Below are 14,159 nucleotides of genomic sequence, written 5' to 3'. Positions count from 1 at the left end.
CCCGGTCATGGCGAGCAGATCGACAACCGAAAAAGCCTTCCAGGCGATCACCATCGATGATGAAGGCCGCGTCTGCGCCGATATTCCGGAAAGCGCATGCAATCAGGAACCGGGCAATTTCTTCAAACATGTCGGATCGCTCGCGCTTACCAAGAGCGCCGACGGGCTGATTGACCCGAAGCTGGTGCTCAGCTGGCTTATGACATCGCTGGGCGCGCCGGTGGCGCTGATCGGGCTGCTGGTGCCGGTCAGGGAAGCGGGAGCGTTGTTACCCCAGCTGTTAACCGCAGGATTTCTGAGGCGTCTGCAACGTCGCAAATGGGCCTGGGCAGCTGGTTCGCTGGTGCAAGGCCTGGCCGCCGCCGCTATCGGGCTTGTCGCGATTTCCATGACCGGTGTTGCCGCAGGCTGGGCAATGGTCATCGCGCTGGCCATATTGGCACTGGCGCGCAGTATCTGCTCGGTCTGCTACAAGGACGTGCTCGGCAAGACCATCGACAAATCCCGGCGCGGGACCGCAACCGGACTGGCCGGCTCGATCGCGTCGGTAAGCGTCATTGTCTATGCGCTCATTCTGTCTTCCAATCTTGTCGACCGCATGCTGCTGGTCACCGGCGGCCTGTTTCTGGCCGGGGCGGCATGGATTGTCGCAGCCCTCCTGTTCGCCACATTGCAGGAAGAGGCGGGCGCGACAGAAGGCGGGAAAACCGCGCTCAAGGAAGCGTTCAACAATTTCAGCTATCTGCGCGACGATCGGCAGCTGCTCCGCTTCATCCTGACGCGCGGCCTCCTGACCGCCACCGCGCTGGCACCGCCGTTCATGATCGCGGTCGGGAGCGAGGCCGGGGAAGGCTATGACAAGCTCGGCTTTCTGGTGCTCGCCTCGGCACTGGCCAGCCTGTGCAGCAGCTTTGTCTGGGGCCGACTCTCGGATCGGTCCAGCCGGAAGGTAATGGTGTTCTCGGCGCTGGTTGCTGCCGTTATATTGGCCGTAACAAGCTGGCTTGCCTTTGTCGGGACATTGGGCGGCGGTTTCATATTGCCGGTGCTGCTGTTCGGCCTGATGATCGCCTATCAAGGCGTCCGTCTCGGGCGATCAACCCATCTTGTCGACATGGCCGACAAGGACACACGCGCCGCCTATACCGCGCTGTCGAACACGATCATCGGCCTGCTGTTGCTTGCCGGCGGGGTCTTCAGTCTGATCGCCAACTGGTTTGGCGGAGAAGTCGTGCTGGCGATCATGGCGGGGATGAGCGGACTGGCTATATTGGCTGCTTGGGGGCTGGAAGAAGTGCAGCGGGGGACAAAGTAATCCCAGCGAAGATTTCCATATAAGCGGTCGCCCCAGCGAAGGCTGGGGCCTAAACCAAGCTCGCGAATTTCGCCTCCATTGGGTTGGATCGCAGCCTTCGCCGGGACGACAAGTTACCCCCTGAGCAGGAACACCGCATGTTCCGCCAGCAGGTTCGCCATGCCGCGCCCGGTCTGCTTGTCGCCGCTCAGGAACCACTGGCCTTCCTGTGCATATTTGCCATCCTGCACCAGCGCGCGGAAATCGTCGATCGTGACATGGTGGATATTCGGCGTGTCGTACCAGCTTTGCGGAATCAGGCGGGTTACCGGCATCCGGCCGCCGAACATCAGCGAGCTGCGCACACGCCAATGGGCAAAATTGGGAAAGCTTACAAAGGCCTGCTGGCCGATCCGCAGCAGCTGGTCGAGCATGACATCAGGCCGGTGGGTGGTCTGCAGCGTCTGGCTGAGGACCGCATAGTCGAAACTGCCGTCGGGATAGGTGGCCAGATCGGTGTCGGCATCGCCCTGCACCACCGAGAGACCCTTGCCGACCGCGCTGGCTACATTGACCGGATCAATCTCCAGCCCGCGCGCATCGCAGCCTTTTTCGTCGCGCAGCGCCGCCATCAGCGCGCCGTCGCCACAGCCGATATCGAGCACCCGGCTGCCGGGCGTAATATTGTCGGCGATAATCTGCAGATCGGGACGGAGTTTGGTCATGCGGCGCGCTGCCCGAAACGGAAGACAGAAGATTTTTGCGCACGAAGACACGAAGGCACGAAGGGAAGAATATGCGATTTCTTCTTTGTGCCTTTGTGGCTTTGTGCGAGTCCACTACTCCGCAACGACAGTTTGATAATAGGACCTGCGGTCATTTTCCTTCCCCCGCCTTCAGAAACCCGTCGACAATCCGGTTCATCTCGGGATTTTCCAACAGGAAGCTGTCATGGCCGAAGGGGCTCGACAATTCCATGAAGCTGACCGCGGCACCAGCGGCGTTGAGCGCGTGGACAATCGCCCGGCTTTCGCTGGTCGGGTATAGCCAATCGGTGTCGAAGCTGATCAGGCAGAAACGGGTCTGCGACCCCCTGAACGCATTGGCCAGCGCCCCGCCATGGGCTTCGGCGAGATCGAAATAGTCCATCGCCCGGGTGATATAGAGATAGCTGTTGGCATCGAAGCGGTCGACAAAGCTGATCCCCTGATGGCGCAGGTAGCTTTCGACCTGGAAATCTGCGTCGAAACCGAAGGTCTTGGCCTCCCGGTCCTGCAGGCGGCGGCCGAATTTCTCGGTCAGGCCCGCTTCGGAGAGATAGGTGATATGTGCCGCCATACGGGCGACCGCGAGGCCGCTGCTCGGCGGGTCGTCGTCGGCATAATAAGCCCCGCCGCGCCAGCGCGGGTCGGCCATGATCGCCTGCCGTCCGACTTCGTGAAAGGCGATATTCTGGGCGCTGTGGCGCGCCGCCGAAGCGATGATCACTGCCGATTTGACCCGCTCGGGATAGAGCGCGGCCCAGCTTATCGCCTGCATCCCGCCCATCGAGCCGCCGACGACCGCATGCAGCCGCTCGATCCCGAGATGGTCGAGCAGCATCGCCTGCGCCCGCACCATATCGGCGATGGTCAGCACCGGAAAGTCCATCCCCCAGGGCTCGTCGGTGGCCGGATTGATCGTCGCCGGACCCGAGCTGCCGAGACAGCTGCCGATCACATTGGCACAAATGACGAAATGGCGATCCGTATCGACCGGCCTGCCGGGACCGACCATATCGGTCCACCAGCCAGGCTTGCCGGTCAGCGGATGTTTTGAAGCGACATATTGATCCATGGTCAAGGCATGGCAGATCAGGATCGCGTTGCTGGCGTCCGCATTGAGATTTCCGTAGGTTTCATAGGCATATTCGACCGGCGCGAGGCTCGTCCCGCTGTCCAGTGGCAACGGTCCCAGCAAGCGGACCTGCCTGTTCAATCCATAACGCGTATCTTCACTCATGATCAGAGGAGCTAAGCGGCGAATTCCCGACCGTCAAATGATAATGCTGTTGACTGACAGGCCGCAGGGGTTAGTCCGGCGACAGAGATTATCTCCAGACAAGCAGGCCAAGCCAATGAGCACACCAAAACCAAAAGACTGGATCATGGGAATCGCACCCTATGTGCCGGGCAAGTCGAGCGGCGATGACGGCAAGAAGCTGGTCAAGCTTTCGGCCAACGAGAACCCGCTGGGATGCAGTCCGGAAGCGACCGCGGCGTTGAACGCGGCCTCCGCGTTCGTCGACCGCTATCCCGATCCCGGCTCGACCAAATTGCGCGAAGCGATCGCCGCCAAATATGACCTCGATCCGGCGCGGATCATTTGCGGCACCGGTTCCGACGAAGTGCTCCACCTCGCCGCCAACGCGTTCAGCGGACCGGGCGACGAGATCATCTATGTCCGCTATGGCTTTGCGGTCTATGATATTGCCGCGCGGCGCTACGGCGGCACCCCGGTGATTGCCGATGACAAGGATTATGGCACCGATGTCGATGCGATACTCGCCAAGGTCAACGACCAGACGCGGGTGGTGTTCATCGCCAACCCCAATAATCCCACCGGCACATTTTCCAGCCGCGAGGAGATCGCGCGCCTGCAGGCCGAACTGCCGGGCCATGTCCTGCTGGTGCTCGACGGCGCCTATGCCGAATATCTCGTCGCGGACGAAGACGATGGCGCGCTCGGCCTGGCCGAGACCAAGGCCAATGTCCTGGTCACCCGCACCTTTTCCAAGATCCACGGCCTGGCCGCCGAACGGATCGGCTGGGGCTATGCTTCGGCAGAGATTATCGACGCGATGAACCGCATCCGCCTGCCCTTCAACGTCACCACCGCCGGTCAGCAAGCCGCCCTCGCCGCTCTCGCCGCCGACGATTTTGTCGCCGCGAGCCGCAAGCATAATGCGAAATGGCGGCAATGGCTGAGCGAAGAGTGCAGCGCGCTTGGCAATCACGGCCTCCGCGTCATCCCGAGCCACACCAACTTCCTGCTCGTCCTGTTCGAGGGCGAGGTTACCGCCGAGCAGGCCAATGCTGCCCTGCTCGACAAGGGCTATGCCGTGCGCTGGCTGCCCGGACAGGGGCTGGTCAACGGCTTGCGCATGACCATCGGCACGGAACTCGAAACCCGCGGTCTGGCCAAAGCCCTGCGCGAAATACTGGCTGACGCCGGCTGATGCTGCCCTTTGCCAATATCTCGATCATCGGTCTCGGGCTGATCGGCTCTTCCATCGCCCATGCCGTGCGGGAATCCATGCCGTCGGCGCGCATTACCGGCTTTGACGCTGATCCGGCGGTGCGAGCGCGGGTTATCGAACTCGGCTTTTGCGACGATGTCAGCGACAGCGCCGGCGCAGCGGTCACCGATGCCGGCCTTGTCATGCTCTGCGTCCCGGTCGGCGTGATCGCGGATGTTGCCGCCGAACTCGCCGTCGACCTGCCCGATGACGCGATCATCAGCGATGTCGGGTCATCCAAGGAAATAGTGTTGGCCGCGCTCACCGATGCGCTTCCCGGCGCGCGGATCATCCCCGCCCACCCGGTCGCCGGTACCGAGCATAGCGGTCCGGATGCCGGATTCGCGACCCTGTTCCACGAGCGCTGGTGCATCCTGACCCCGCCCGAAGATGCCGCCAAGGCCGATATCGAGCAAGTGAAGGCCTTCTGGGAGAAGCTTGGTGCCAATGTCGAGATCATGGGCGCCAAACATCATGATCTGGTCCTTGCCGTTACCAGCCATCTGCCCCATCTGATCGCCTATACCATCGTCGGCACCGCATCGGATCTCGAAGACGTGACCCGCAGCGAAGTAATCAAATATTCCGCCGGCGGTTTCCGCGACTTCACCCGGATCGCGGCCTCCGACCCGACGATGTGGCGCGACGTCTTCCTGTCCAACAAGGAAGCGGTGCTGGAAATGCTCCAGCGCTTCTCGGAAGATCTGACCGCGCTGCAACGCGCGATCCGCTGGGACAAGGGCGACGAACTGTTCGATCTCTTCTCCAAGACCCGCGCCATCCGCCGCCGGATTATCGAAGAAGGCCAGGACGACGCCGCGCCCGATTTCGGCCGTACCCACGATTAGAAGACCTCTCTTGGTGCCGATGGCAGCCAAGCGATTGCAGAGACATTTCCCGTGGTCGCACAAGCTTGACCGGTGCTGCACCCCTCGGCAACTTTACAGAGGTGAGCCGGGAATCATTGCAGCGGCAACCGCGTCCGGCGGGCAGCAGCGTACGGCCACTGCACGCTGCCACCGTGACCCTCCTCTATTCCAGAATCCCGAAAACGAACTTTTACAATGGGATATACAATGCTGCGAAATTCACTACGGTGCGAGAATACTTGGCGGTAACAATCAGTCGGGAAAAGCATTAGGAGTCTGAATTTGGCCGAAGCTACAGCGGATAATGTCGCGCATTCGAGCAATGGTGGAAGCCCGGAAACGGGATATGGCACCAAAAACTACCGCAATTATATTCTCGGAATATTGCTCACCGTCTATATTTTCAATTTCATCGATCGCACGATCATCAACATATTGACCGAGCCGATCAAGGAGAGCTTCGGGGTTGAAGACTGGCAGATGGGGCTGCTTGGCGGCCCGGCTTTTGCGATCCTCTACACATTTGTCGGCATCCCGATTGCGCGCTTCTCCGAAAAGAATCACCGGGTCTGGATCATTGCCGGATCGGTGGCGCTATGGAGCCTGATGACGGTCTTGTGCGGCTTTGCAACCAGCTTCATCGCGCTGTTCATATTCCGTATCGGCGTCAGCATCGGCGAGGCGGGCTGCTCGCCACCGGCCAATTCGATCATTGCCGACTATTTTGTGCCCAAGGAGCGCTCGACCGCCGTTTCGGTCTATGCATTGGGGATCCCGCTCGGCGGCATGGTCGCTTATGTTTTCGGCGGTTTCATTGTCGGCAGCCTCGACGGCCCCACTGTCGCCGCGATGCTCAGCAGCTGGAACTGGACCTGGGCCGTCAATGCGCTGGACTGGCAAAATATCGAAGGATGGCGGGTGGCTTTCGTGGTCGTCGGTGTTCCCGGGCTTCTTGTCGCCTTGATCGTCAAGATGACGATCAAGGAACCGCCCCGCGGCTATACCGACCCGGTGGAAATGCAGAACAAGGACCAGGTCGGCTTTCGTGAAGTATTGAAAATCCTGTCCCAGAAGCCGGCCTATTGGCATGTCACCATGGGCGTGACCATTGCCTCGTTCGTCAATTATGGCGTCGGCCAGTTCTTCGTGTCCTTCCTGATCCGGACCCACGAGCTGTCGATATTCGACGCGTCGGTCAAGGTCGCACTGGCCCTGGCCGTCATGGCATCGATCGGCACCTATATGTCGGGTTTTCTGGCGGACAAATATGCCGAGCGTTTCCCCAAGGCCCTGGCGCTTATCCCGATGTTCGCGCTGCTCGGCGTCATACCCATGCACGTCGTCGGCTATCTCGCCGAATCCCTGTGGCTAGCAATTCCGCTGATGATGGTCGGCCAGATGCTGCTCTACACCTATCTCTGTCCGCTCTATGCGGTGCCGAGCGGGGTGGTCGACAGCAGAATGAGAGCGACGGCGGTTGCCGTCACCCTGTTCATCGTCAACCTGCTCGGTTACGGCCTCGGACCGCCGCTGATCGGCGGCCTGTCGACGATATTGAACGCGACATTCCTGTCGGGAATGGATCCGGCGCTGACGCTGGAAGCGTGCAAGGGAAGCAATCTTGCGGTAGCCGCCCAGGCCGCTTGCGATTCGGCCAATGCCGACGGACTGCAATGGTCGATGATCCTGTTCAAATGCCTCTATCTATGGGCGGTGTTCCATTTCTACATGGCCAGCCGCACGATCCAGCGTGACATGGGGCGCTAGGGCTCAGGTCAGATGACGGAGACATTCTGCTTTCTGCAGCAGCTTCTCCGCCATCCGGTGGCGGTCGCTGAAATGGAATTGTCGACTATTCGGTAGTCTTGCCGTCGAAATGCTCATGCTCGTTTGCCGCATCGGCGGCGGTGGCATGTACGGTTCCGTCGATATGCTCGGGCGGACCGTAGATGGTGTAAAGCCGAAGCGGCTCCGTACCGGTGTTAACGACATTATGGCTGGCACCCTGCGGCACGATGATGCCGTCATCGGCCTTCACCTGGTTCGCTTTGCCATCAATCCAGATTTCGCCGCTACCCTCTTCGATCCGGAAAAACTGGTCGCGATCATCATGGACCTCTTCGCCGATCTCGTCGCCGGGCTGAAGCGTCATCAGCACTAGCTGCAGATTATGCCCGGTGTAGAGCACCCGGCGAAAGTCATCATTCTGCTCCGTCAGCGCTTCGATATTGTCGACAAATCCCTGCATGTGAATATATCCTTTCGTGGGGAAACCCGTTGCGTCGTGCAAACGACTATTCGGTTTCACCGCTTTCGGCCATTTCTTTTTCCCATGTCTCCTTTGCCGCAACCTGCGCAGCTTTGCTCGCATCTGCGGTAGCAGCGGCAGCCTTGATCACCGCTTCTTGCGCTGAGTCTGCGGCCTTTTTCGCAGCAGCAGTATCGGCTTCCAGTCCTGCCATAAGCGACGCATTGGTTTCGCGAACGGCTTCACCGGTTGCGGTCACCGCCTCTTTCATCAAATCCTGGGCTTTCCGGGCATTTTCATTCGCCGCCAGATCCAACTTGCTGTTGGCCGTCAAAATCTTGGCCTGAGCCCGTTTGGCAGCCGCTTCCACGCTGATCGCCATCTGGGCGGCGGCCTCCTTGTCTTTCTGCGCTTCGGAACAGACCGCCAGCTTGGCCGCCATCACCGCCATTCTGGCGGCATCATGCGCCTCCAGTGCCGCCTGGCTCGCATCATGTGCTGCAGCGTCCATGCTGTCCCGGGCGTCGTCCAGCGCGTCATATTCGGATGAGGCGCATTCTGCCTGATCATCATTTTCTGCTTTCGGGGTGCAGCCCTGAATCGTCAGGGAAAGGGCCAGCACGGTCGCGACGGTCGATATTCTCTTGTTCATGGCTCGGACTCCAGAATGGCAATGGTGAATCAATGGAACAAGCTGTCTTCCATCGCTTCGGGATGAGTCTCAAAAACAATATCTGCGGCAATTTGTAACTACGTAATTCCCGCAAGTCCGCGCCCTGAAATGAATTTCAACGGGCCTGCAACCGTTCCAGCGCAAGATTGATTTCCTGCAGGCGATCACCGTTTTGGGCTGGCTTCATGCCGTCATCCGATGCGATCTCGAGCTGCTTTTCGCCATAAGCCCAGCGTTTGAGAATATCTCTCTGGATGGAGAGCGGAAGCTCCGTTGCCAACAGCTTGGCCGGGCTCGGAAATATGCTGGCGGGATTACCCAGCAGCGCCTCGATATCCCAGTTCTGCGCTTTCGCTTCGGACCGCAATTTTTCGCGGTCAATGTCCCGGTCGATCCTTGCCTTGACGTCCTGCTCCGTGGGCAGAACTTCACCGGCAATATAATATTCGCCACTTGGAAGGAAAGAATAGGGCACGCCACGATAGGCCTGCAGTTCGCCGGCAAATTCCGCGCCATTATAGCGCTCCTCCAGGGCAGCATGGGTCGCTGGAAGATCGTGAACATGCACGTCCGATCCGCTATGGTTGGCGAGAATTTCTATCGCGTGCTTTTCATCGGCCGCGCTCCAGGTCCGGACCCAGAGAAGCAGGCCGCCGCGTTCGAGCTGATCTTCGATATAATCGGCATGATGCTGTCCGATAATCTTGGCCAGCACTCCGCCGATCGCACCGCCACCGACCCCGCCGGCAGCGGCGGCAATGATTGCCGCGCCGATAGCACCGCCCGACGCGACCACCGCGGTGAGACTCGCCAGCGCGCCGACATAGATGAATCCGCCAAAGACACCGCCTTCAGCGTCGCCGATGGTGTTCGTCGAAATATAGGCAGTGGTGGGAACAGTCGCATCATCTTCCAGCTCCGTTACCGAAGCGAAGCCGTGGCCCAGTTCCTTTTGCACCGAGGACAGCGGAGCGAGTAGACTAAGTTCCGAACGGTCGAAACCGTGCGACAGCAAATCGTCAACAGCAGCCTGAAGCGTGCGTTCGGATGGAAAGACACCAACCGCTTCGCGGACGGTAGGGGTTTTTTGCTCGGCCATATCATCTTCTCCCGGTGTGGATTGCGGACGGGGACAAGATCGAAAGCTGCCCGCGCATCAGCTACCATGGCTGATAGTCCTAACCCGCTATCGACGGCAGATAACCACGTAATGTTCCGTAGAAGCGGCCCGGCGAAGCCAGGTTGGCACCATCCCGTTCAGCCCCGAAAAGCACTGCTTCCGGCAGAAAATGATGGGGCGAAAGACTCTCTGCCTTCACCGAAGCAGCGACGGGCCGCCTGCGCTCAGTCGTTCAACATATTGATCGCCTTGTGCACCCGGTCGCGGATATCGTCGCGCTCGAGGCCGGGCTCGATCTCCGGCTGCACTTCATAGGTGATCACGCCGCTTTTCTGGACGAACGTGTCGCGCGGGGAGACGATGCCGCTGTTCAGCGCCACCGGGACCAGAGGAATGCCCATCAGCTTGTAGATGCCGGCAAATCCGGTCTGCAGTTCGGGTCGTTCACCATGATGGGCGCGGCTGCCTTCGGCGAAGATGACGATCGGCCGGCCTTCGGCGACGGCTTTCTTGGCTTGCTTGATGATCTGCCGCATTGCCGCGCCGCCGCCGTCGCGGTCGATGCCGAGCAGGCCGTGTCTGGTCGCAATCCATCCCCATAGCGGGATCACCAGCAGTTCCTTCTTGGCGATCACCACCGGCTTGTCGAAATGGCGAAGCAGGTCGATTGTTTCGAACATGCTTTCATGCTTGAAGACATAGAGCAGAGGCTCGTTGCGGATCTCGCCCTTGACCTCGACCCGGATGCCGAGGATCAGGCGGGCGCAGAGATAATGGTATCGGCTCCAATATTGCGCCATATAATAGATGGTTCTGGGCCAGAAGAACGCGCCGATGAACGTGGCGATGATGATCGGGACCGAGCCGATATAGAAGACCGCCATGAAAATCAGGGAACGGATGAGCGCCAGCATCTCAGACGCCTGCCAGAGCGGCCAGGCGGCGCATCAGATATTTGTTATATTCGGTGAACAGGGTGCGCAGCGACGGCTGGGTCTGCACCGCGTCGGACAATATCAGGACATCCGGCGGCATCGCACGCTCCAGCTCCAGCCGGGCGCGCCGCATATGCCAGTCGGAGGTTACCAGACGGACCGACTTGTCGCCCCGCCGCGCCGCCCAGCGCGCGATCTCGAGCGCGTTGGAACGCGTGTCCACCGCCTGGAAACCAAGATCGATACAGCAAGCGAAAAGATCGTCCGAGCGGTCATATTCCGCCGCCAGTTCCGCCGGCTTCACGTCGCGATCGACCCCGGAGATCAACAGGCGGCTTGCCGACTTTGCTTCCAGTATATCGAGCGCGCGGTCAATCCGGCCGCCTCCTCCGGTCAGCACCACAACCGAACCGGTATGGGCATCATCGACCGCCGGACGCGGCAGATCGATGGCAAACCAGGCAAATCCCATGATCCACAACAGAAGCAGGAAAGAGAAAAGGCGCAAAATCATTCCGGCGGGCTACACAATCTTTTTCAGGGCGCCGATAACCGTCCATCTGGCGGTTATCATGGCAAGGAACATCCCCAATATCGGAATGACAGCAATTATCAACCAGCTCCACCAGTCGAGACCGACCGACTGGACGAGACCGGAGCCGAGCGCCGACAATTGCCCGCTGATCAGCCAGATGATCGCACCACCCCCGACCAGTCCGATCAATCCGCCAAGCAGCGCATCGAGCGCGATCCGCCGCTGGAACAATCGGCTGATCTGCTCGTCCGTCCCGCCAAGCAGATGCACCACCGCGATGGTTTCGCCATGGGTATTGAGCGCCGATCGCGCAGAGATGATCACCGCAGAAGCCGTCGCCAGAGCGAGCAGGGCGACCAGTCCGAAGGCTATCCACTGAAAGGACCGCACCAGAGAGATTACCGGGGCGATATAGCCGCTGCTCGGCTCGATCCGGGCACCCGGCGCAATCCGTTGCAGGTCACTGCGCAGCGATTGATATTCGGCATCCGTAGCGGCGCGGGCAAGCTTGACATCGACCAGGGCCGGCAGCGGAATATCCTCTCCCAGATCCTGCGTGCCCAGCCATGGTTCGATCAGGGCCTCTATTTCTTCCGGCGGCAACACCCGAACCTCTTCGACCAGCGGTATCGAGCGCAAGCGCTCGGCCACCGCCGCTGCCTGATCGCTGCGGATTTCACTATTGGCCTCGACAATCTGCACCGTGGCCCGGCTCGAGAGCTCGTCCGACACATCGCCCATCGCGCGGGTCATAGCGAGCCCGGCCGCCGCCGCAAGGACGGTGAGGAAGATCATGATCGCGATGACCCAGGGCATCGGACCAGACAAGCGGCCCTCCGGGATCAGGCGCCGGTCATGTCCGGGAATGACGAAAAATTTGAACATGCGCCCCGCGACCTATTGCTGCTGGTCATTGGGTAGCGGCGGATGGCGCAGCGATCCGGTCGGATCGGCCAACATGCCTTTTTCCAGCCGCATCATCTGCGCGCCCGGTATCTTGCTGAGCAGATGAATGTCATGGGTCGCAACGACAATCGTGGTGCCAAGCGTGTTGAGCGCCTCGAACAATTGCAGCAACCGGATTGCCATGTCGGGATCGACGTTGCCGGTTGGCTCGTCGGCGACCAATATTTCCGGCCGACCGATCACCGCCCGGGCAATCGCCACCCGCTGCTGCTCCCCGCCCGAAAGCGTCGCCGGCCGGGCGGACGTCCGGTCGCCAAGACCGACCCACTCGAGCATCTCTGCCACCGGAACTTCCAGATCCTTCTCGCGAACCCCCGCCACCCGCAAAGGCAAGGCGATATTGTCGAACGCCGAAAGGTGCGGAACAAGACGGAAATCCTGGAAAACAACCCCGATCCGGCGCCGGAAACCGGGCAGGCGCTCGCGCGGCATGGTGACCGCGTCCTCCCCGAACAGCTTGATGATACCGCGACTGGGGCGCTGCGACAGATAGAGCAGTTTCAACAGCGAGGTCTTCCCCGCTCCCGAGGCTCCGGTCAGAAAATAGAAGCTGCCCGGATAGAGGGTGAAGTTGAGATCCGCCAGCGTCTCCGCCCCCGCGCCATAGCGCAGGCCGACATTCTCAAACCGAACAATTTCATCCATTTTTGTTCTACATTCCAATATCGTGGCCCAATATCGCCAGCCCCGGGATCAATAGGCCGGGAAGGCCCTCCAAATCAACTCCGCTATCCCCGCCAGCAAGACTAATTTGCCGGAAAACGCGAAAAATCATGCTTCGGTCTCAAATCGGCCAAGCAGCCACTTGCAGTTTGCCGTCATGGCGTGTTTAGATGGCTGCCATGATCTTGAATTGCCCGGCTTGTAAAACCCGTTATCTCGTGCCCGACAGCGCCATTGGGCTCAATGGCCGTTCGGTGCGCTGCGCGTCCTGTCGCCATAGCTGGTTCCAGGAAGCCGCGCTTCCGGAAAAAGAGCTGGTCGAAGCGGCCGCCAACGGGCCAACGCCCGCACCAGCACCGGCACCTCCGGTTGCCCAGCCGGAACCGGCCGCCAGGACGGACTGGAAAGTGACACCGCCAGCCTCGCCGGTCACGCGATCGACGCCGCCGCCTCCGATTTCGGTGACACCCGAATATGCCGCAAAATCGAGCAGCTTCGCGCACGAACCACCGTTCAAGGCGCGCCGGAACCCGGCGAAATTATGGACCATCGCCGCGGTCGCCTTCGCTACTGTCATATTGGCATCAGGCGCGGCATTATTCTATTTCGGGCCCCCACAGTGGGTTTCGGACTATCAGTTCGCCGCGGCTGAAGAGACGCCGCTGCTGATCGAGCTGAGCCAGAAACAGGACCGCCGGACCCTGCCCGACGGCACCGAATATTTTGCGGCCAGCGGAACAATCATCAATCCGACAACGAGCGACCAGGCGGTCCCGCCGATGCTGGTGATCCTGCGCGATGCCGGTGGCCGGATTGTCTACAGCTGGAAAATGAAAGCGCCCGCACCGTCGCTCGCGCCCGGGGCAAAGATAAATTTCAACGAAGCCAAGCTGGATGTGCCGCGCGCTGCAAGCCAGCTGGAAGTCGGATGGGCTGACCAGGCCCGCGAATAGCCGTCCGGCGGCGACGGCTCAGTGAAATTCCTGCAGCCGGACTTCCCCGCCGCCATCAACGCTGTCGATTTTGCCCGCAGAGCGTATCGTCGCGATCCGGAAGACATTGCGGTCGTCTTTTCCGGTGTCGCCGTTACGCGCGCTTGTCGCCGCTCCGAAATCGATCACTTCCCCGCGCAGGATCGTCGCACTCGCCACCGCCTGCACCCGCGACTGGGAACGAGGCGCTTCGACCGGTGCCCCGTCAGGCGCGGCGCCCAGCAAAAGAAATATGAGAAACAAACCATCCATAAAATGTACAACAGCGCCCCGCCCCCTCCCGGACAAGGTAAATAAAAGGTTAACGGTGCCCCGACGCGCAAGTTTTCTGGCGCAAGGGCTCGCAGTGACAGATAATGTACGGTTACGGGACGATTTCGTTGCCCCGGTTAACATCAAAACCGCCCGGCAGCGAATATCTGTTGCGGCTGCCCGACCCCTTTGCTAGAGGCTCGCGCCTACCCGGGACTCAAGTGTCCCAAGCTAGAGACAGTGCGGTCGTGGCGGAATTGGTAGACGCGCAGCGTTGAGGTCGCTGTGGGGTTAATACCCCGTGGAAGTTCGAGTCTTCTCGACCGCACCAGATA

The 14,159-nt window shown here is 60.4% G+C and carries 15 protein-coding genes and 1 tRNA gene; 6 read left to right on the top strand and 10 right to left on the bottom strand.

What is annotated here, in order from left to right; all coding sequences use genetic code 11:
- Window positions 1-7 precede the first annotated feature (7 nt).
- Entirely contained in the window at window positions 8-1,315 is a 1,308-nt protein-coding gene (locus HUO14_RS13955) for an MFS transporter (RefSeq protein WP_176280440.1), read from the top strand.
- A 113-nt stretch (window positions 1,316-1,428) separates the two neighbouring features.
- Here HUO14_RS13955 and metW read toward each other — a convergent pair whose 3' ends face one another.
- Window positions 1,429-2,019 carry a methionine biosynthesis protein MetW gene (gene metW, locus HUO14_RS13950; protein ID WP_176280439.1) on the bottom strand — a complete coding sequence of 197 codons (591 nt, stop codon included), beginning with the start codon at window positions 2,017-2,019 and terminating at the stop codon, window positions 1,429-1,431.
- Window positions 2,020-2,170: 151 nt separating this feature from the next.
- Window positions 2,171-3,295, bottom strand: coding sequence for a homoserine O-acetyltransferase MetX (gene metX, locus HUO14_RS13945; protein ID WP_176280438.1), 1,125 nt, complete (start codon window positions 3,293-3,295; stop codon window positions 2,171-2,173).
- Between the two features lie 115 nt (window positions 3,296-3,410).
- On the opposite strand from metX, the gene hisC reads away from it, so the two are divergent.
- From hisC to HUO14_RS13930, 3 genes are all read left to right on the top strand, one after another.
- The gene (hisC, locus tag HUO14_RS13940; RefSeq protein WP_176280437.1) at window positions 3,411-4,511 is read left to right on the top strand and encodes a histidinol-phosphate transaminase; all 1,101 of its coding nucleotides are present in this window, start codon (window positions 3,411-3,413) and stop codon (window positions 4,509-4,511) included.
- On the top strand, window positions 4,511-5,419 hold the full coding sequence (locus HUO14_RS13935) for a prephenate/arogenate dehydrogenase family protein (protein ID WP_176280436.1): 909 nt from the start codon (window positions 4,511-4,513) through the stop codon (window positions 5,417-5,419). Before hisC ends, HUO14_RS13935 begins: the two co-directional genes overlap by 1 nt.
- 303 nt (window positions 5,420-5,722) lie before the next feature.
- Window positions 5,723-7,207, top strand: a complete 1,485-nt coding sequence (locus HUO14_RS13930) for a spinster family MFS transporter (protein WP_217908026.1) — start codon at window positions 5,723-5,725, stop codon at window positions 7,205-7,207.
- Between the two features lie 85 nt (window positions 7,208-7,292).
- Here the strand turns inward: HUO14_RS13930 and HUO14_RS13925 are convergent, their stop codons facing one another.
- From HUO14_RS13925 to ftsE, 7 genes are all read right to left on the bottom strand, one after another.
- Window positions 7,293-7,688, bottom strand: a complete 396-nt coding sequence (locus HUO14_RS13925; RefSeq protein WP_176280435.1) for a cupin domain-containing protein — start codon at window positions 7,686-7,688, stop codon at window positions 7,293-7,295.
- Between the two features lie 46 nt (window positions 7,689-7,734).
- Entirely contained in the window at window positions 7,735-8,340 is a 606-nt protein-coding gene (locus HUO14_RS13920) for a hypothetical protein (protein WP_176280434.1), read from the bottom strand.
- A 136-nt stretch (window positions 8,341-8,476) separates the two neighbouring features.
- A complete protein-coding gene (locus HUO14_RS16185) occupies window positions 8,477-9,460 on the bottom strand; it encodes a hypothetical protein (RefSeq protein WP_217908025.1) in 984 nt (327 codons plus the stop codon).
- 245 nt (window positions 9,461-9,705) lie between these two features.
- A complete protein-coding gene (locus tag HUO14_RS13910) occupies window positions 9,706-10,395 on the bottom strand; it encodes a lysophospholipid acyltransferase family protein (RefSeq protein ID WP_176280433.1) in 690 nt (229 codons plus the stop codon).
- A gap of 1 nt (window position 10,396) precedes the next feature.
- Entirely contained in the window at window positions 10,397-10,930 is a 534-nt protein-coding gene (locus HUO14_RS13905) for a YdcF family protein (RefSeq protein ID WP_176280432.1), read from the bottom strand.
- Window positions 10,931-10,939: 9 nt separating this feature from the next.
- Window positions 10,940-11,836 (bottom strand): cell division protein FtsX, encoded by an 897-nt coding sequence (locus HUO14_RS13900; protein ID WP_176280431.1) that lies wholly within the window; start codon window positions 11,834-11,836, stop codon window positions 10,940-10,942.
- A gap of 12 nt (window positions 11,837-11,848) precedes the next feature.
- Window positions 11,849-12,562, bottom strand: a complete 714-nt coding sequence (ftsE, locus tag HUO14_RS13895) for a cell division ATP-binding protein FtsE (protein WP_176280430.1) — start codon at window positions 12,560-12,562, stop codon at window positions 11,849-11,851.
- Between the two features lie 188 nt (window positions 12,563-12,750).
- Between ftsE and HUO14_RS13890 the strand changes: the two genes are divergently transcribed.
- A complete protein-coding gene (locus HUO14_RS13890; protein ID WP_246255658.1) occupies window positions 12,751-13,533 on the top strand; it encodes a zinc-ribbon domain-containing protein in 783 nt (260 codons plus the stop codon).
- Between the two features lie 18 nt (window positions 13,534-13,551).
- Here the strand turns inward: HUO14_RS13890 and HUO14_RS13885 are convergent, their stop codons facing one another.
- Complete coding sequence (locus tag HUO14_RS13885) at window positions 13,552-13,824, bottom strand: hypothetical protein (RefSeq protein ID WP_176280429.1); 273 nt, start codon at window positions 13,822-13,824, stop codon at window positions 13,552-13,554.
- 242 nt (window positions 13,825-14,066) lie between these two features.
- Here HUO14_RS13885 and HUO14_RS13880 point away from each other — a divergent pair.
- Window positions 14,067-14,155, top strand: a tRNA-Leu gene (locus HUO14_RS13880).
- Window positions 14,156-14,159 lie beyond the last annotated feature (4 nt).

The sequence above is a fragment of the Parasphingorhabdus flavimaris genome (assembly GCF_013371215.1).
In the GTDB taxonomy this organism is placed as follows: domain Bacteria; phylum Pseudomonadota; class Alphaproteobacteria; order Sphingomonadales; family Sphingomonadaceae; genus Parasphingorhabdus; species Parasphingorhabdus flavimaris.
The sequence above is the reverse complement of the archived record's forward strand: the minus strand, read 5'-3'. Positions and strand labels throughout refer to the sequence as shown.